This window comes from Brachybacterium sacelli, assembly GCF_017876545.1.
GTDB classification, from domain to species: domain Bacteria; phylum Actinomycetota; class Actinomycetes; order Actinomycetales; family Dermabacteraceae; genus Brachybacterium; species Brachybacterium sacelli.
Window position 1 is genome coordinate 850,806 of the sequence record NZ_JAGIOD010000002.1, and the last position, 17,860, is coordinate 868,665.

17 protein-coding genes and 1 tRNA gene are annotated in these 17,860 nt (G+C 70.9%); 9 read left to right on the forward strand and 9 right to left on the reverse strand.

The genetic code is table 11. The features are described 5' to 3' along the window. The first annotated feature begins 16 nt into the window (after positions 1-16). The 4 genes from JOF43_RS18060 (at position 17) to JOF43_RS18075 (ending at position 3,633) form a co-directional block, all read left to right on the forward strand. A complete protein-coding gene (locus JOF43_RS18060; protein ID WP_209904432.1) occupies positions 17-1,216 on the forward strand; it encodes an alcohol dehydrogenase catalytic domain-containing protein in 1,200 nt (399 codons plus the stop codon). Between the two features lie 64 nt (positions 1,217-1,280). Next, the gene (locus JOF43_RS18065) at positions 1,281-2,180 is read left to right on the forward strand and encodes an SDR family oxidoreductase (protein WP_209904433.1); all 900 of its coding nucleotides are present in this window, start codon (positions 1,281-1,283) and stop codon (positions 2,178-2,180) included. Beyond that, entirely contained in the window at positions 2,177-2,743 is a 567-nt protein-coding gene (locus tag JOF43_RS18070; RefSeq protein WP_209904434.1) for a cysteine hydrolase family protein, read from the forward strand. Before JOF43_RS18065 ends, JOF43_RS18070 begins: the two co-directional genes overlap by 4 nt. 47 nt (positions 2,744-2,790) lie before the next feature. Then, entirely contained in the window at positions 2,791-3,633 is an 843-nt protein-coding gene (locus JOF43_RS18075) for a maleylpyruvate isomerase family mycothiol-dependent enzyme (RefSeq protein ID WP_209904435.1), read from the forward strand. Positions 3,634-3,647: 14 nt separating this feature from the next. Here JOF43_RS18075 and JOF43_RS18080 read toward each other — a convergent pair whose 3' ends face one another. The 5 genes from JOF43_RS18080 to JOF43_RS18100 all read right to left on the reverse strand — a co-directional run bounded on the left by JOF43_RS18080 (position 3,648) and on the right by JOF43_RS18100 (position 8,272). Beyond that, positions 3,648-4,328 carry a Pr6Pr family membrane protein gene (locus tag JOF43_RS18080; RefSeq protein ID WP_209904436.1) on the reverse strand — a complete coding sequence of 227 codons (681 nt, stop codon included), beginning with the start codon at positions 4,326-4,328 and terminating at the stop codon, positions 3,648-3,650. Beyond that, entirely contained in the window at positions 4,325-5,110 is a 786-nt protein-coding gene (locus JOF43_RS18085) for an NAD-dependent epimerase/dehydratase family protein (RefSeq protein ID WP_209904437.1), read from the reverse strand. Before JOF43_RS18085 ends, JOF43_RS18080 begins: the two co-directional genes overlap by 4 nt. A gap of 131 nt (positions 5,111-5,241) precedes the next feature. Continuing rightward, the gene (locus JOF43_RS18090) at positions 5,242-6,012 is read right to left on the reverse strand and encodes a GTP pyrophosphokinase (RefSeq protein WP_209904438.1); all 771 of its coding nucleotides are present in this window, start codon (positions 6,010-6,012) and stop codon (positions 5,242-5,244) included. A gap of 177 nt (positions 6,013-6,189) precedes the next feature. Beyond that, complete coding sequence (locus JOF43_RS18095) at positions 6,190-7,014, reverse strand: methylenetetrahydrofolate reductase (RefSeq protein WP_209904439.1); 825 nt, start codon at positions 7,012-7,014, stop codon at positions 6,190-6,192. Position 7,015: 1 nt separating this feature from the next. Beyond that, positions 7,016-8,272, reverse strand: a complete 1,257-nt coding sequence (locus JOF43_RS18100) for a glycine cleavage T C-terminal barrel domain-containing protein (RefSeq protein WP_209904440.1) — start codon at positions 8,270-8,272, stop codon at positions 7,016-7,018. A gap of 107 nt (positions 8,273-8,379) precedes the next feature. On the opposite strand from JOF43_RS18100, the gene JOF43_RS18105 reads away from it, so the two are divergent. After that, positions 8,380-9,153, forward strand: a complete 774-nt coding sequence (locus JOF43_RS18105; RefSeq protein ID WP_209904441.1) for an IclR family transcriptional regulator — start codon at positions 8,380-8,382, stop codon at positions 9,151-9,153. Between the two features lie 49 nt (positions 9,154-9,202). Here the strand turns inward: JOF43_RS18105 and JOF43_RS18110 are convergent, their stop codons facing one another. Together JOF43_RS18110 and JOF43_RS18115 are read right to left on the reverse strand one after the other, a co-directional pair. Further along, complete coding sequence (locus tag JOF43_RS18110) at positions 9,203-11,731, reverse strand: GcvT family protein (protein ID WP_209904442.1); 2,529 nt, start codon at positions 11,729-11,731, stop codon at positions 9,203-9,205. A 329-nt stretch (positions 11,732-12,060) separates the two neighbouring features. Next, a tRNA-His gene (locus JOF43_RS18115) sits at positions 12,061-12,133 on the reverse strand. Between the two features lie 136 nt (positions 12,134-12,269). Between JOF43_RS18115 and JOF43_RS18120 the strand changes: the two genes are divergently transcribed. Further along, positions 12,270-12,617, forward strand: a complete 348-nt coding sequence (locus JOF43_RS18120) for a thiamine-binding protein (RefSeq protein ID WP_209904443.1) — start codon at positions 12,270-12,272, stop codon at positions 12,615-12,617. A 63-nt stretch (positions 12,618-12,680) separates the two neighbouring features. On the opposite strand, the gene orn is transcribed toward JOF43_RS18120, so the two are convergent. After that, positions 12,681-14,582, reverse strand: a complete 1,902-nt coding sequence (gene orn / locus JOF43_RS23210; RefSeq protein ID WP_209904444.1) for an oligoribonuclease — start codon at positions 14,580-14,582, stop codon at positions 12,681-12,683. Between the two features lie 197 nt (positions 14,583-14,779). Between orn and JOF43_RS18130 the strand changes: the two genes are divergently transcribed. The 3 genes from JOF43_RS18130 to JOF43_RS18140 all read left to right on the forward strand — a co-directional run bounded on the left by JOF43_RS18130 (position 14,780) and on the right by JOF43_RS18140 (position 17,571). Next, complete coding sequence (locus JOF43_RS18130) at positions 14,780-15,307, forward strand: acyl-CoA thioesterase (RefSeq protein ID WP_209904445.1); 528 nt, start codon at positions 14,780-14,782, stop codon at positions 15,305-15,307. Between the two features lie 96 nt (positions 15,308-15,403). Then, a complete protein-coding gene (locus tag JOF43_RS18135; RefSeq protein ID WP_209904446.1) occupies positions 15,404-15,988 on the forward strand; it encodes a PH domain-containing protein in 585 nt (194 codons plus the stop codon). After that, the gene (locus tag JOF43_RS18140; protein WP_209904447.1) at positions 15,985-17,571 is read left to right on the forward strand and encodes a PH domain-containing protein; all 1,587 of its coding nucleotides are present in this window, start codon (positions 15,985-15,987) and stop codon (positions 17,569-17,571) included. The genes JOF43_RS18135 and JOF43_RS18140 overlap by 4 nt, the downstream gene beginning before the upstream one ends. Here JOF43_RS18140 and JOF43_RS18145 read toward each other — a convergent pair. Next, the gene (locus JOF43_RS18145) at positions 17,504-17,773 is read right to left on the reverse strand and encodes a hypothetical protein (RefSeq protein WP_245354606.1); all 270 of its coding nucleotides are present in this window, start codon (positions 17,771-17,773) and stop codon (positions 17,504-17,506) included. The two genes, JOF43_RS18140 and JOF43_RS18145, sit on opposite strands and share 68 nt — an antisense overlap. Positions 17,774-17,860 lie beyond the last annotated feature (87 nt).

Sequence of the window (17,860 nt, forward strand, 5' to 3'; positions counted from 1 at the left end):
CACGGGAGGCGCGACCATGAGAGCAGTGACCTGGCAGGGCATCGAGAAGGTGAGCGTCCAGGACGTCCCCGATCCGATCCTGCAGCAGCCCACCGACGCGGTGATCCGGGTGACCTCGACCGCCATCTGCGGCTCCGACCTCCACCTGTACGAGGTGCTCGGGCCGTTCATGACCCGCGGTGACGTCATCGGCCACGAGCCGATGGGCATCGTCGAGGAGGTCGGCTCGGAGGTCGCCCACGTGCAACCCGGCGATCGCGTCGTCGTCCCCTTCACCATCTCCTGCGGCAGCTGCACGATGTGCACCCAGGCGCTGCCCTCCCAGTGCGAGACCACGCAGGTGACCGAGTACGGGTCCGGTGCCGCGCTGCTGGGCTACTCGAAGCTCTACGGTCAGGTGCCCGGCGGGCAGGCCGAATACCTGCGGGTGCCGCACGCCGACTACGGGCTGATGAAGGTCGGCTCCCGGCTGCCGGATGAGAACTACCTCTTCCTCAGCGACATCCTCCCCACCGCGTGGCAGGCCGTGGTGTACGCCGGCGTCCCCACGCACCGGACCCTCGCGGTGATCGGCCTCGGTCCCGTCGGGCAGCTCAGCGCCCGCATCGGGCGGCACCTGGGCGCTCGCGTCCTCGCGATCGACCCCGTGCCCGAACGCCGAGAGATGGCCGAGCGGCACGGGATCGAGGTCTTCGATCTCGCCGAGGACACCGTCGGGGAGATCCGTGAGCGCACGCAGGGCCGGGGCCCGGACGCCGTGGTCGACGCCGTCGGGATGGAAGCCGAGGGCAGCCCCGTCGCCGGGCTCGCGCAGTCACTTGCGGGCAGGCTGCCCGATGCGGTCGCCCGGCCGCTCATGGAGCACGCCGGGGTGGACCGGCTCGCCGCCCTGCACACCGCCATCGACCTGGTCCGCCGCGGCGGCACGGTCTCCCTCTCCGGCGTCTACGGCGGGGCGGCCAGTCCCATGCCGCTGCTGACCATGTTCGACAAGCAGCTCCAGCTGCGGATGGGCCAGTGCAACGTGCGCACCTGGACCGACGACCTGCCGCCGCTGGTCGAGGATCCCGCCGACCCGCTCGGCGTCGGTGATCTCGTCACCCATCGCCTGTCCCTCGAGGAGGCCGGCGTCGGCTACGACATCTTCCAGAAGAAGCACGACGGCTGCATCAAGGTCGTCCTCGACCCGACCATCGCCCCTGCCCCGACCGACTGACCGTGGGCCGTCCCTGTCCATCGCCCGCGGCAGGCCCCACCCGATCACCCCGAGGAGAGAATCCATGGCATCCGTCGACCAGCTCGCCTTCGTCGATCCCGTCACCCGCTTCCCCGACATCACTCCGCCGAAGCAGCACCAGAGCGAACCCGGCCTCGACGCCGAGCTCATCCCCGGCACCGATCGTGGCGAGGACTCCTACCGCGGCACCGGACGCCTCGAGGGTCGCCGGGCACTGATCACCGGTGCCGACTCGGGGATCGGCGCGGCCGTCGCGATCGCCTTCGCCCGCGAGGGCGCCGACGTCGCGATGAACTACCTCCCGCAGGAACAGGAGGACGCCGAGCACGTGGCCGAGGTGATCGAACGGTCCGGGCGCACGGCGGTCCTGTTGCCCGGGGACCTCGCCGACGCCGACCTCTGCCGCCAGCTCGTCGACGACGCGGCCGCGCAGCTCGGGGGCCTGGACGCCCTGGTGAACAACGCCGGACGCCAGATCGCCGTCGAGAGTCTCGAGGAGCTCGAGGACGCGCAGTGGACCTCCACCTACGAGGTGAACATCCACGCCATGTATCGGATCACCAAGGCGGCGCTGAAGCACCTCCCGTCCGGCTCCACGATCGTCAACACCACCTCGATCCAGGCCTACGAGCCCTCCACCACCCTCATCGACTACGCCTCCACCAAGGCGGCGATCAACAACTTCTCCAAGGGGATCGCCCAGCAGCTCGCCCCGCGGGGGATCCGCGTGAACGCCGTGGCCCCCGGCCCGATCTGGACCCCACTGCAGGTCTCGGACGGCCAACCGAAGGAGGCGCTGCCCGACTTCGGCAAGAACACCCCGCTGGGCCGCGCCGGCCAGCCCACGGAGCTCGCCCCGGCCTACGTCTTCCTCACCTCGCCCGAGTCGAGCTACGTGCTCGGAACGACCCTGCACGTCAACGGAGGCAGCCCGACACCGTGAGCCCACGAACCCACGACGCCGTGCTGCTGATCGACCTGCAGGAGGCGTTCTTCCAGAGCCCGTCCCTGGCCGAGGCACGCGCCGAGGTGGTCGCCGCCGTCGAGACCCTGACGGCGGCGGCCCATCGCAGCGGCGTGCCGATCTTCCTGATCTCCACCGAGCACAGCCGCGACCGATCGACCTGGACGCTCTCCATGCTCGATGACGACCAGGGCTTCCTCTTCCACGGTGAACCCGGGACCGAGGTCATCGAGGAGCTCGACACCGAAGACATGACCCGGATCGAGAAGACCCGCGACAGCGCCTGGTTCGGGACCGATCTGCTGCTGCGCCTGCACAACCTCGGCGTGCGCCAGGTGGTGATGGCGGGCGTGTCCACCCATGCCTGCATCGCCCAGACCGCCCGGGACGCGTACGCGAACAACGTGCGCGCCACGATCGCCGAGGACGCGGTGGCCGACGAACGACCTGAGCACAAGCGCACCGTGCTGGACCTGCTGGTGACGGACCGCCAGGCCGAGCTCGCCGACTCCGCCGAGATCCTGCGGCGCTGGCAGGGCTGAGGGCACCAGGGCTTCCATCCGTCGGGGCCTGGTGCTTCGATGGGGCAATGAGCATCGATGCCCTCGGAATCATCCGCGAGGAAGCGGATCTCCTCGCCGCCGCCCTCACCGCCACCGACCCCGAGCAGAAGGTCCCCACCTGCCCGGACTGGACGGCCACCGATCTGCTGTGGCACTTCACCGAGGTCCACGAGTTCTGGGGCGGCATCCTCGCCCAGGGGGTCACCGACGAGGAGGCGGCCCAGAAGGTCGAGGAGTCCGCGGCGCCACGGCCCGAGCGCCTCGATGAGCTGCTGGAGCGCCGCGCCGCAGCGACCGAGGCGCTGGTCGCCCAGCTCGAGGCCCGCGACGACGAGGAGCCTGCCTGGTTCTGGTACTCGGCGGAGCAGTCCGTGGGGGTCATCCGGCGCATGCAGGTCCATGAGGCGACCATCCACCGCGTCGATGCCGAGCTCGCGGCCGGCCGCACGGTCACCTCGATCCCGCCGCAGGTCGCCCACGACGGGCTCGACCACGTGCTGCAGGTCATGTGGCCGGCGGTCTCCGAGTGGATCCCCCAGTGGGCCGAGACCAGGCCCGTCGCCCTCGTCGAGATCACCGCCGACGCCGGCCTGCCTCGCCGGCTGCTGATCAGCCGCTGGTCCGGGACGCGCCCGCGCGACGGCCAGGAGTTCGACGCGCCCGTCGGCCGGCTCGTCGCGGACGGAGAGACGACCGAGAACCTCCCGCGGGCCGCGGCGTCCGGTTCACCGTTCGCCCTGGACGTGTGGGCCTGGGGGAGAGGGCTGGCCCTCGAGCACGCCTCCGGACAGAGCGAGAAAGTGGAGGTGATCGGTGACGACGAGGCCGTCGTACAGATGGAGGCACTGATCGGCGAGGGGCACGACTGACGCGCGCGAGATCCTCACCCCCGCAGGCGCGACGCCGGGGGAGTTGACCGCTCCGGGCCGCTGTGGACGGAGCCGTCGGCCCCCGGCGGTGCGGGCGCCCTCGCCCGCAGCAGGCCGCCGCCCAGGTGCAACAGCGAGGCCACCACGAGGAAGGACAGCAGCATCACCGCCGTGGTGAGCAGGACCTGCGGCCACGAGGAGACCGTCGGATCCAGGAAGTCGTAGGGATACCAGCCCGTGACCGCCCCTCGCGCCCAGGTGAGTACGAGGAAGGCGAGAGGGTACAGCTGCCAGAGCAGGATCCGTCGCGGGGAGGCGGCCCGGGTCCGGGGTGTCAGCAGCCAGTCGGCGACCGCGACCACCGGGGCCAGACGATGCAGCACGATCCCGGTCCACCCGATGTCCCACCGCAGCAGCTCCTGCGGCGGCGCGATCACCAGGGCGTAGATGATCCCGGTCATCGCCAGGTAGAAGACGACCGCGCCGCGCACGTCCTCCCTCCATGGCGGCCGTCGAGGCACGAGCGCGGAGCCCGCGGTCACGAGGACCACGAACATCAGGGTGGACTGATTGGTGAAGTAGGAGACGTTCTGGGCGAGCAGGCCCACCTGCACCGACTCGACCGCATCTGTGACCAGGGCGGCGAGCACGGCCAGGGCGACCAGCACCCGGGTCGTGCGCGCCGCGACGCTCACGACCCCTGGGGCCAGGAGTCGCGCACGTCGGCCCCGCCCTCGACCACGTGCTCGGCTGCGCCGGGCAGATCGGTCCAGGAGTCCTGCGGGCGATACCCCAGCTCGAGGGTGGTGTTGGTCAGGGACCAGCGGCGATTGGGGTTGTCCGAGATCGCGTAGTACAGGCCGAAGCGCACCTCGGCCTCGATGGCGCAGCGCACCACCCGGGTGCAGTCGGCCGGGCTCAGCCACATGGCCCGCAGGACGTCCTCCTGCGCCGCGAGGGGATCCTCCGAGACCCATCCGATGCGCAGCGCGATGACGTCCAGGCCGTACTGGTCGTGGTAGAAGCGTCCGAGGGACTCCCCGAAGATCTTGGAGACGCCGTAGAGGGAATCGCCGCGGGGGATCTGGTCGGGATAGACGGGCCACTGCTCGAAGCGGTCGTACATGCCCATCGCGTGGTTCGAGGAGGCGAGCACCACCCGCCGCGCTCCCGCCTCGCGGGCGGCCTCGAGCACGTTGCGCTGGCCGACGATGTTGGCTTCCAGCACCGCGTCCCAGCCGGATTCGGGGGAAGCGGCCCCGGCCAGGTGGACCACGGTGTCGACGCCGTCCATGAGCGCGAGCACCTGGTCGTACTCGCCCAGCTCCGCGAACCTCAGCTCGAGGCCGGGCGGGGCCTTGTCCGCGCTGCGTCCGTGGAGGACGAGGTCGTACTCCTCGCGCAGTGACTCGGCCAGGCGGGAGCCGACGCCGCCCGTCGCCCCGGTGATCAGCACACGCTTCGTCGAGTTGCTCATGGGGCCATTATGGGCGCCCACCTCGCCCCGGGCGACCGGATCGACCGGTCGATCCGGCCGTCCACAAGGCGACCAGCAGGATGCGCAGGGCGGTCAGGTCGGACAGCACGGTCGGGGCCGGCGCCCCGAGGTCACGACGTGGACGACGCCTCGTCGCGGCGGTGGTCGTCGACGTCGGGCATCGGGCGGATCTCCGAGCGCATCCGCTCCATCCGCGCGTCGAGGTCTGCTGCGACCTGCGCGGCGTCGTCGAGCTCCTCGCGCAGATGCGCGGGCAGGTTCCGGCGGTACTTGTAACTGAGCTTGTGCTCGGTGCTGGCCCAGAAGTCCATCGCGATGGTGCGCAGCTGCAGCTCGACCGGGACGTGCTCGGTGTGCTCGGACAGGAACACCGGCACCTGCACGATCAGGTGCAGGGACCGGTACCCGTTGGGCTTCGGGGCGGCGATGTAGTCCTTGGTCATGAGCACCTCGAGATCCGGCTGACGGCTCAGCATGTTCGCGATCCAGTACACATCCGAGACGAAGCTGCAGGTGATGCGCACTCCGGCGATGTCGTGGACCCGCTCGCGGATGGCTGGGATCGTCATGTCACCGCCGGTGCGCACCGCCTTCTCGACGAGGCTCTCGGTGGACTTCAGCCGCGAGCGCACGTGCTCGATGGGGGAGTAGTCGTGGATCTGCTCGAACTCCTGGCGCAGGGTGTTGACCTTGGTCTGCACCTCGTCGATGCCGAACTGGTAGTACATCCGCAGCCGGACGAACTCCTCGTGGACCTGCTTCATCTGAGCGGCGAGATGCTCATGATCGACCCCTGGACGGGTCAGCTGCTCCTGCTGCGCGCGCACGAGTGAGCGCATCCGTTCCGAGGTGTCGGCCTGGACCGAGTCGTCATCATCCATCAGGTGGTGCCCTTCGAGGAGAGATCCGAACCCCTGACGATGCCAGATCCGGCTGAGGGCGCGCGGAACGTCCCCGCGGACTCGGGGGCGGAGGCTCCCCACGACGGTGGCTCGCCCCGACTCTCCGGCAGGGCACGGGTTCTCTGCGCGAGACGCCCCCGTGCACCGTGTCGGTGCTCAGGCGGCGGCTCGCCAGCGGGCCACGGCCTCCAGATCGTTGAAGGTGTACACGTGCGGGCCGGCCAGGGCGAGGCCCGACTCCTCCTGCCCCCGGGCGAGCTCCGCCAGCAGCGCATCGGGGTCCCACTCCCCGGGGCCGACGAGCCGTCGCATCCCGGAGCCTCGGCCGCTGAGCATTCGCAGCGACCTGCCGACCCCGACCTTGGCCCCGATCCGCAGCAGCCGGGCGGTGCCCACCGGGGCCGCGATCCCGGGGCGGATCGGGAGCGTGATGCCGGCTTCACGGAGGCTTCGCACCCACTGAAGCAGCGGCGGCGCCTCGAAGCACATCTGGGTGACGAGATAGGAGGCGTGCTCGGCCTTCGCGCGCACCAGGCGGATCGCCTCCTGCTCGTCGACGAACGGGTGTCCCTCGGGATGCGCGCCCATCCCGAGAGTGATGCCGGGGGCCGCGGCGGCGAGGTCCTCGAGAAGGCCCAGCGAACCGGTGTAGTCCCCGGCGGGCCGAGTCGCGTCCCCGGCGATGACGAACACCTCGTGCACCCCGGCTGCGGCGAGCTGTTCGAGCAGGTCCGTCGCTTCGTGCCGGTCGCGGATCTGGCGCGCCGCGAGATGGGGGATCGCGGTGAAGCCCGCCGCCGCCAGCTCGCCCGCCACCGCGATCGTCGCTGCCAGGCCCTGCGCCGGCGAGGCGGTCACGGTCACGCGCGCCCCCGGCGGGAGGTGGCCTTCGACCCGGTCCGTGATCCCCTTCAGCGGGATGACCTCGAACTGTGCCTCAGTTGCTCCCGCCGGGGGATCACGATCGGCCGCGGAGGTCACCTCACCCTCCCGCGGCGCCCGTCGCGGCCGAGGGGCCGGCCGCCGCCAGGGCGGTCACGTCCCCCTTGGGCTGTTCCTTGGTCGGGTCGATGAAGGGCTTGGGGACGACCACGGCCTCGACGAGCTCCTCACCCGAGGGCAGCAGGGTGCCGGGGCGCTCGCCCGTGTCGACCGAGAAGGTCGTGCCCACCGCGGAGAGGTCGGCCTCCACCAGGGCCAGGCCGATGTTCTTCTCCAGCCGCGGGGACCAGCAGGCCGAGGTGACCTGACCGACCACGCCGCCGTCGTAGTGGACGGGGAAGGGGTCGATCATCGACCCGTCGTTGTAGGTGCCCAGCCGCGCCCCGCCGATCTCGAGACCGACCAGCTTGCGGCGCGGACCCTCCGCCTTGACCCGGCGCAGGGCCTCCTTGCCGATGAAGTCGGCCTCCTGGTCCAGATCCACCATCCAGTCGTAGCCCATGCCGACCTCGAAGGGATTGGTGTCGAACGTGATGTCGGCGCCGTGGGCGAGCATGCCGCCCTCGATCCGGCGGATGTGGCACGGTCCGATGACCTTCATCCCGTGGGCCTGCCCGGCCTCCCACACCAGCTCCCAGAGCCTCGCGGCGTTCTGGGAGGCGTTGTGGACGTAGATCTCGTAGCCGATCTCGCCGGTGTACCCCGTGCGCGAGACGGTCACGTCGATCCCGTCGATTGTGTAGTCGTGCAGGTAGTAGTAGCGGATGTCCGCCACCGAGTCGCCGAGCAGGTCGCGCATCACGGCGTAGGACTTGGGGCCCTGGACCTGCACGGGGCCGACGTCGACCTCGCGGATGTCGACGTCCATACCGGCGTGAGTGGCGACGCCGCGCGCCCACAGCAGGATGTCGCTGTCGGCGAGCGAGAGCCAGAAGCGGTTCTCCTCCAGCCGCAGCAGGATCGGGTCGTTGAGGATCCCGCCGTGCTGGTCGGTGAGGAAGACGTACTTGCACTGGCCGACCTTGCACTTGCTCAGATCGCGGGTGACCAGCAGATTGGTGAAGTCGAAGGCATCCGGTCCGGAGATCTGGATCTGCCGCTCGACGCCGACGTCCCAGAGGGTGACACCCTCCAGCAGCGCCCAGTACTCGGCGATCGGGTCGCCGTAGTGCCGGGGGTGATAGGTGTGGTTGTACACGCTGTACATCTGCACGCCGTGACGCCGGGAGGCGTAGAAGAACGGCGATTTGCGGATGCGCGGGTAGAGCAGAACGTGGGGATTCTGGTTCACGGTCATCGTGGCCTCCAACGTCGTGTCCGTACTCCACTCTCGCACCTGTGCGCGTATTACGCAATGGGATGCGTAATACGCAAACACCGAGAAGAGGGGCGTAGCATCGGAGGATGGTCACGAACGGATCGGTGCAATCGGTGGACAGAGCCGCGCGGGTGATGGAGATCCTCGCCCGCGACGGCACGGCGGGCGTCGGCGAGGTCGCCCGGGAGCTGGAGGTCCACGGCTCCACCGCATCCCGTCTGATCGGGGCGCTGGAAGCCCACGACCTCGTCGCGCGGGACGGCGCCACCGGCAGGGTGAGGCTCGGGATGGGGGTGCTGCGCCTGGCGGCGGCCACCCGGTCGGGACTGGACATGACTGCCCAGGCGGGGCCGGTCTGCGACGCGCTCGCCGAGGAGCTGGGCGAGACCGTCAACGTCGCCGTCCTGCGTGACGGCGCGGCCGTGAACGTCTATCAGGCGCAGGGCACCCGGACGGTCGCTCTGCACAACTGGGTGGGGAACCGGACGGTCCTGCACGCCACCTCGAGCGGGAAGATGCTCATGGCCCACCTGGCGGAGGCGGAGCTCGACGCCGTGCTCGAGACGCCGCGGGAACGGTTCACCGACGCCACCGTCACGGATGCCGACGCGCTGCGCCGTCTGTTCGACGAGTCCCGGGAGCGGGGCTGGGCCGAGGCGGTCGAGGAGTTCGAGCAGGGACTCAACGCCGTGGCCGCCCCGATCCGCGGGCCGGAGGGGCGCGTCGTCGCCGCGGTGTCGGTCGCGGGGCCGGCCTACCGGCTCGGACCCGAGGAGCTCCCGGTGGCTGCCGAGGTGCTGATCCGGGCGGCCGAAGAGATCTCGCGCCGACTCGGGCACCGCGCCGAGATCGCCCTCTGAGCGGACGGCCCGGCGGCGAGGCCGACCCCCTGGGTGAGGGCCGCGGGTCTCAGCCCTTCATCCGCAGGTCCTGCGGATCGAAGGCGGGGGTGCGTCCCGTGGTCAGCACCGTCACGGGGTGCGGCCGGCCGAGGTACTCCACCGACAGCCTCGTGCCCTCGGCCGCGAGCTGCGGGGGCAGGTAGGCCATCACGAGGTAGGAGCCCAGCGACGGGGCCGGGCCGGCCGACGTGACGTAGGAGCGTCGGCCCTTCGCATCGAGGATCGGTTCGCCCTCCGTGGTCAGGACCGGTTCGCCGCCGGTCATGCAGCGCGGCGCGTCCGCGTCGGCTCCGTCGGTGGCCGGCTCGACCGTCAGCGTGCACAGCAGCGCCGCCGGATCCGCGGCTCGGGCGGCGAGGTAGGCCTGCTTGCCGACGAAGCCGGGCGTCTTGACCTTCGGCAGCGCGAGGTCGGCCTCGACCGGGTCGTACTCGGCGGTGAGCTCGGCACCCATCAGGCGGTAGCCCTTCTCGAGCCGGCCCGTGGTGCCGTAGACCCCGATGCCGGCGGCGATCAGGCCCAGGTCCTGGCCGCTGCCCCAGAGCACGTCCCACACGCGCAGGCCGTGCTCGGTGGGCACGTGGATCTCCCAGCCGAGCTCGCCGACGTAGGAGATCCGCAGCAGTGAGGCGGGCACGGAGCCCAGCTGCACGTCCTGGGCGGAACCGAAACCGAAGGCCTCGTGCGAGAGGTCGTGTTCGGTGACCCGTTCCAGCAGATCGCGGGCGCGTGGCCCCCAGACGCCGAGGGTGGAGACGGCGGAGCTCGCATCGGTCAGCTGGACCGAGCCGTCCCCGGGCAGGTGAGCGCGGAACCAGGCCAGGTCCCGGGCGCCCTCCGCGCCGCCGGTGATGACCCGGAAGTCCTCCGCCCCGCGGCGCACGATCGTGAGGTCCGAGCGGAAGGTGCCCACCGGCGTCAGCAGCGGTGTGTAGACCACGCGGCCGACGCGCACGTCGATGCGAGCCATCGCCAGCTGCTCGAGGTAGGCCACTGCTCCGGGCCCGTGCACGTCGAAGACGGCGAAGGCGCCCAGATCGATCATCGCGACCCGGTCGCGCATCGCCAGGTGCTCGGCCTCGATGATCGGTGACCACCAGCGACGGTCCCATTCGGCCGGACGCTCGGTCAGGCGCGAGCCGTACTCCTGGAGCAGATCGGCGTTGGACTCGTACCACTGCGGCCGCTCCCAGCCGGCCGCCTCGAAGTACTGCGCCCCCAGCGCCTCGGTGCGGGGGTGGAAGGGACTCGTGCGCAGCGGGCGGTCCGAGAGCCACTGCTCGCGCGGGTGGGTGATCCCGTAGACCTTGGGGAACCCCTCGGCGGCACGTGCCCGCACGTGGGAAGGGCTGCGCAGGGCGGGATGGAAACGGGCGATGTCGGAGCCGTGCGGGTCGATCTCGCTGGCCCCGTCGGTGATCAGCTCGGCGAGCATGCGCCCGACCCCGGCGGCCTCCTTGATCCAGACGGCGGCGGCGGACCACAGCCCGCCCACCTCCGGCATCTCGCCGACCACGGCATTGCCGTCGGGCGTCAGCGAGAGCAGACCGTTCAGCGCCTCCTTGCGCGGCGGCTCCGGATCGGTGAGCAGCTCCGGGAACATCTGCCGGGCCTGCTGCATCTGCAGCGCGAAGTCGTCCTCGGTGAAGGGGAAGCTGGTCGGTGTCGACTGCCCGGGATGGTTCCCCACCGGCGGGATCTCGTCGGGATGGTGCAGCAGCGGCCGGTGCGCGTAGGAACCGATCTCCAGATCGGGGCCGCGCTGGCGCTCGTACATCAGGCAGTCCATGTCGCGCAGCAGCGGGAAGCTGATCCACTCCTCGGTGCGTTCCAGCTGCGGGATGGGGCCGACGTCGATCATCTGGTGCACTGCCGGCGTCAGGGGGATCGTCGCACCGGCCAGGGCCGCGACCCGAGGGCTCCATACGCCGCAGGCGACGACGACGATCTCCGCCTCGATCTCCCCGGCGTCGGTGCGCACACGGCGGATCCGCCCGTCCTCGACCACGAGGTCGAGCACCTCGGTCTCTGGGCAGGTGGTCAGTGCCCCGGCCTCCTCGGCCCGTCGGCGCATCAGCTCCCCTGCGCGGATCGGGTCGACGATCGCCCCCGTGGGTGTGTGGAATCCGCCGATCAGCAGGCTCGCGTCGCAGTACGGGACGAGCTGCTGGATCTCGGCGGGCGAGAGCAGATGCGCCTCCACGCCGAAAGCCTTCGCGGAGCTCATCCGTCGCGTCAGCTCCTGCATCCGCTCCGGGCTGCGGGCGACCTCGATGCCGCCGCACTGCGAGAGCACCCCGAGTTCCTCGTACTGCCGCAGGGAGTCCACCGTGAGATCGGTGATCTCCTTGGAGTGGTCGACGGGGAAGACGAAGTTCGAGGCGTGGCCCGTCGAACCGCCCGGGTCCGGCAGGGGACCCTTGTCGATCTGGACGATGCTGCGCCATCCCAGATCGGCCAGGTGGCTGACGGCGGCATTGCCGACCACCCCGGCTCCGATGACGACGATGTCTGCACGATCCGGCAACTGTGCCATGGCATCCTCCCGAGCTCACCGTGGGCCACCTCACGGTATCCCCGCGCGGCGCGTTTGACCATGGGTAGACCAGGCGCGGTCCGAGCCGGCGCCGGGCGGGGGCCGGCCCTGGCCCGCCACCAGGGCATGATCAGATCCGCGGATGTCGTCGCTCGATCGCCGTGCGGTGATCTCGCGCTCGGCGCATCGGGCCGACTGCGAGATCCGTGCAGGAGCACTGACGCGGTGAGGGAGACTGCATCCCCGCACGACGCACGAGGCGAGTACCCACGCAGAAAGTCCTGAGCCGCGGCATCGTCTGTCGACGATGCCGCGGCTCAGGACGTCGGGGTGATCGACGGGATTTGAACCCGCGACCGCCTGGACCACAACCAGGAGCTCTACCAACTGAGCTACGACCACCATGTGCGGATCGCGACCCGCAACGAGAGACAACCATACCGTCTCCGCTCGCTGTTCTCGCCTCGGCAGCGGTCGGTGAGGGTGTGATACGCGTTGCATCTGTCACCGCACGCGGACGAGGGTGGAGACTGGGGGCATGATCGCCGCTTTCTCCCTCCAGCCCACCGGTGAGCCCTCCGACCCCGCGCTCGTGCGCACGCTCGAGGACGGCGCGGATGCCGCCAGCGTCCACGACGCGGTCGCCGCCGCCGTGCGCATCGTGCGCGAGTCCGGCCTGCCCACCCGCACCTCCTCGATGTTCACCGAGGTCGAGGGGGAGTGGGATCAGGTCATGGACGTCGTCAAGCGCGCGACGGCCGAAGCGGGGCGCTACGGCTCGCGCGTCTCCCTCGTGCTCAAGGCGGACCTCCGACCCGGCCACAGCGGGGAGCTCGACGGCAAGGTCGAGCGGCTCGAGGCCGCCGTCGACCGCCTCGAGGACTGATCCCACCGACCGGGCGGACCGGCTCTCGGGGACCGCGCGGCGAGGGCGTTCCGCCCTTCGGGCTCAGAGGTCCTGGTCGAGCAGCCCGTCGCGCAGTGCCGCCGCCAGGGTCGGAGTCACCGGCAGGCGCGGGATGAGCGTCGCCTGGAAGGCGTGGTAGATGTCCGGCTTGCCCGGCCAGGTCACGCCCTGCGGCTCGTTGTCGGCGTCGAGCTCGTGGAACCAGGAGCCGGTCCCGGGGTCCAACAGGTAGGTGGAGATGTACTCCCACCACTGCTCGTAGCGTTCGGCCCACACCCGCTCCCCGGTCACCTGGTGCATCACTGCGGCCGCACCGACGGCCTCGGCGGCGACCCAGTGCATGCGCTCACGCGCCACGGGGGTGCCGTCCCAGTCCACGGTGTAGGCGAAGCCGGGTGCACCGTCGGCCCCGAAGGTGGCCGCGGCCTTCTCCATCAGCGCGGTGGCCGCCTCGAGCATCCACTCCGGGGCCTCGCCCTCGACCGAGATCAGCGCGGCCCGGCCGTGCAGCACCAGGCGCGCCCACTCGATCCAGTGCCCGATCGTGGCGCCGTAGGGGCGGAACGGGTGAGTGGGCTCGTCGCGGTTGTACTCCAGCAGCGGGTTCCAGTCGGTGTCGAAGTGCTCGGGAAGGGCCCAATCGTTGCCGCGGGCGAACTCGTCGATCGCGCGGGTCATGATCCCCACCGCGCGATCGAGCCAGCGGCGCTGCCCGGTCACGTCGGCGGCGGCCAGCAGCGCTTCGACCGTGTGCATGTTGGCGTTGATCCCGCGATACTCCTCGCAGGTGGAGAAGGCGCGATCGAAGGTGTCGACGCTCATGCCGGCGTCCTCGTCGAAGAACTTCTCATCCAGCACCGTCAATGCCTCTTCGAGCAGCTCCGCGGCTCCCGGTCGGCCCGCGGCGAGCGCCGAGGAGGCGGCGAGCACCACGAAGGCGTGCGCGTAGGCCTGCTTCGAGTCGTCGACCGGCTGGCCCGCCGCGACCGAGGCGAACCAGCCGCCGTGCTCCTGATCGAGGAACACCCCGCGCAGCGAGGCGATGCCGTGATCGGCGAAGCGGCCGAAGTCCGGACGTCCCAGCAGGTGGCCGAGCGCGAAGCTGTGCGTCATCCGGCAGGTGATCCACAGCTCCGAGGGGCGTGAGAGATCCGGGGCGCCGTTCTCGTCGAGCCAGGCGAAGCCGCCATCGGCCCGGACGGACTCGGAGCCGAACACGAGCAGCTCGTCCCCCTCGCCCTCGAGCCAGCGGCGGTGTGAGGCGCGATCGAGCCAGGGCACGTGCGGAGCCGGGGCCGGGGTGCTGCCCACGGGCGTCGCCTCCGGGGCGAGCTCGAAGGTGCGCGAGGCAGCCTGCGCCTGGGCGGTGGTGGGCCCGGGCTCGGTGACCAGCAGCACCTCGCGGTAGTACTTCAGCTCCTGGATGGACTCCTGGATGTCGGCCAGCGCACGGTGGCCGCCGTGCTTGGCGGGGATGTTGTAGTACACCCGCGGGAACCAGCGCTTGGCGAGCTCCTTGAGGCTGGAGACGTCGATGGTGCGGTAGGACAGCCAGCTCGCGAACTCGGGGACGTCGCGGTCCAGGAACACCCGGTCGGTGCCCACGCTGTTGCCCGCGAGGGGGGCCTTTCCCGGCTCGGGGCAGAACTCGCGCACGTAGGCCAGGCACTGCTCCTGCGCCTGCTCGAGGGTCATGCCCCCGTCGAGCTCCTCGAGGAGGCCGGAGACGGTGTGCATGTTGACCACGAAGGGGTCCATGCCCTCCAGCGACTCCGCCGGCGGCTTGATGACGACGTCGACACCGTCACCCAGGATGTTCAGATCGGCGTCGGTCACGAGCACGGCGATCTCGACGAGCGCGTCACGCTGTTTGTCGAGGCCGGTCATCTCGCAGTCGACCCAGATGATGCGGTCGTTGAGGGCGCGGGAGGAGCTGGAAGTCACCGGACCACAGTATCGCGGGAACACGGCCACGGTTCCGGAGCTCGCTCGTGGCGGCCGAGGGCGCTGGTGCTGAGTTGTGTCGGGATCTCAGCCAGTTCCGGGCAGAAAGTGGCTGAGATCGGAGCAATCGCGCGCGAGCGCTCGTGGTTACCATGGGGTCATCTGGGTTCGTCGAGGAGCCCGGGGGAGGAGTCGCCGTGAACTTGTACCTCCGTCTGCTCGTCGTCATGATCAGGGTGCGATTCCGAAGTCGCCTGAGCATGTGGGACACCTCCCGCGTCCGCTTCCGCGTGAATCCCCTCGACCTCGATGTGCAGCGCCACATGAACAACGGTCGCTACCTCACGCTGATGGACCTCGGCCGGATGGACCTCATGATCCGTTCCGGCTTCTGGAAGCGGGTGACCGGGAAGGGCTGGTATCCCGTGATCGCCGGGCAGTCGATCACCTACCGCCGCTCGCTGACGTTGGGGCAGCGCTTCGACCTCTCGTCGCGGGTGATCGGGCACGACGACCGCTGGATCTACATGGAGCAGGTCTTCCGCGTCGGCGACGTGGTCCATGCCGACGCCATCATCCGGGCCCGCTTTCTGCGGCGCACGGGCGGCTCGGTGGACATCCCGGAGGTGCTGGACCTCGCCGGCCCGATCCCGGAGAGTCTGCGGGTGCCCGACTGGATCCTCGACTGGAACGAGTCCTCCTCCCAGCACAGCCGAGGACTCTGAGCACGCACCGGGACCGGGCGCGGCCCTCGCGACGAGACCGCGCGCCCGGTAGGTTATGAGGATCATCCGTCGGCCCGCCGTCGATCGAGAGGCCCCATGACCTCGCCGTCCGCCCCCGAGACTCCGGACCCGTCTGCGAAGCCCGGCACCGGCCACGGCCTACCGGAGCCCGCCGAGGCGGAGGCGCATGCCGCGGGCTTCGGTCTGCGCCCGCCCCGGGATCACGTCGATTCCCGGTGTCGCGCCTGGTGGGCGACCCAGACCGCGCTGTGGGCCGCCCTTCCCGTCCTCGTGCTCGCCCTGCTCGGTCTCCTCATCGAACCGGCTCGCTGGTGGCTGCTGGGGGCGGCGCTGGTGCTGCTCGTGCTCGCCGTGCCCCTCGCCCTGGTGGTGCCCCGGGTGCGGTGGCGCATCCACCGTTGGGAGGCGACCGATGACGCGCTCTACAGCCGTACCGGACTGTTGTGGGAGGAGTGGCGCGCGGCGCCCCTGTCCCGCATCCAGACCGTCGACATGGACCGCGGGCCGCTGCAGCGTTCCTTCGGCCTGGCCACCATCTCGGTGTCCACGGCCTCGGCGCGCGGCGCCGTGCGCATCAGCGCGCTCGACGCGGAGCTGGCGACGGAGCTGGTGCAGCGGTTCACCCATCTGACGGAGGCCGACGACGAGGACGCGACATGAGTGCGTCGGCCCCGATCCCGGCACCTGACGTCCCTCCCGCCTCCGAGCAGCCCTGGCAGCGCCTGGACGTGCGCACGATCCTGGCGTCCGTCCTCGTCCTCGCCGCCGTGCTGCTCGGGATCGGCGTGGTGGTGGCGATCGGCATGCTGCTGCTCGGCGTCGGCCCGGGTTGGGTGCTGCTCTGGGTCGGCGGCGGCGTCACGGTGCTCAGCGCGCTCGTCGCCCTGGTCGAATGGATCCGCCTGCGAACCACCACCTACCGGCTCGACGGCACCCGCATCGAACGGCGCGTGCGCTTCCTCGGCAGCTCCCGCACCTCGCTGGCGCGCGACCGGATCCGCAACGTCGAGCTGTCCGCCGACCTGTTCCAGCGTCGCCTCGGCATCGCGGAGGTCAAGCTCGCGACCGCCGACGGGGGCGGGGAGCGCTTCCACCTCCAGGCGCTCGACCGCGCCGTCGCCGACGCACTCCGGATCGAGCTGCTGGGGGAGCGGGCCACCGCCGAGACCGGCACCCTGGCCACGATCGACTGGGGGTGGCTGAGATATGCGCCGGTGTCGCTGACCACCGGCGCGATCGGTGTGGCCGCCTACGGCGCCGTGTTCCAGGTCTTCGACTGGTTCGCCGCGGTGCCCGCGCTGATCGCCTGGATCGCGCAGACCTTCGGTGCATTCCCCCTGATCCTGCTGATCCCGGCGCTGATCCTGGGAGCGGTGGTCCTCGGGGCCGTGGCCACGCTCGCGCTCTATGTCGAGGGCTGGTGGGGCTACCGGCTCGGACGTCACCGGGACGCCTCCCTCGACCTGCACCGCGGCCTGCTCGTCAGCCGCTCCACCGTGTTCGACGGGGACCGGCTGCGAGGGCTCACGCTGCACGAGCCGCTCGGGCTGCGGCGCGTCGGCGGGGCCCGGCTCGACGTCATCGCGGTGGGAGTGAAGGCCCCCGAGGGGGACCAGAAGAACGCACAGTCCCCGGCGCTGGTGCCCGCCTCCCCGCGAGCCGTCGGCGCGGGCGTGGCGGCGACGGTGCTCGGTGCCGCACTGCCGGAGGAGCTGAGCTCCCATCCGCCGGCGGCCCGGCGCAAGAGGTTCCTGCGCGCCGGGATGCTCACCGCGGCCGGCACCGTCCCGGCCGTGATCCCTGCGCTCCTCCGCCCCTCGCTGTGGTGGATCCCGGTCCTCACCGTCCTGGTGCTGGCCGCGCTCACCGCGGTGCTCGCCCTCGACAACGCCCGCGGGCTCGGCCACCTGGTCACCGAGCGCCATGTCGTGCTGCGCAAGGGCTCCCTCTTCCGCCGCACGGATGTGATGGACCGGGAGGGGGTGCTCGGTTGGAACCTCACCCGCAGCCCGTTCCAGCGGCGCTCCGGGCTGGGCACGGTGGTCGCGACCTCCGCGGGCGGCAGCGGCGCCTTCCACCTGCCCGATGTCGCGGCGGAGCAGGCGCGCGAGGTGATGGGCAGCGCAGGAAGGGTCTGGGAGCATCTGCAGGTCGGCGCACCCGCAGCAGGAGACGTCAGCGCCGGGGCGGGGCGACGTCCGCCCTCCGCCGGTCCCGGCGACGCAGCTCCTCGAGACCGCTGATCACGAGCAGGAGCACCACCACGCCGAGCAGGATCCACTGCTCGAACAGCCCGGCGAGGACGCCGGTGATCACCAGGGCGACGAGATAGACGACGGTCATCACCTGCGCGGAGACTCCCAGCAGTCGTGCCCCGAACCTGCCTCGCAGCAGCCGCAGCGCCAGTAGCACGGCGATGGCGCCGATCGTGAGGAGCTTCAGCATCAAGCGGACGGCTCCTCACGACGGGGACGGCGTGCACCTCGCGGGGTGGTTCTCAAACCCGCGCAAGCCGCTCGTGACGTTGATTCG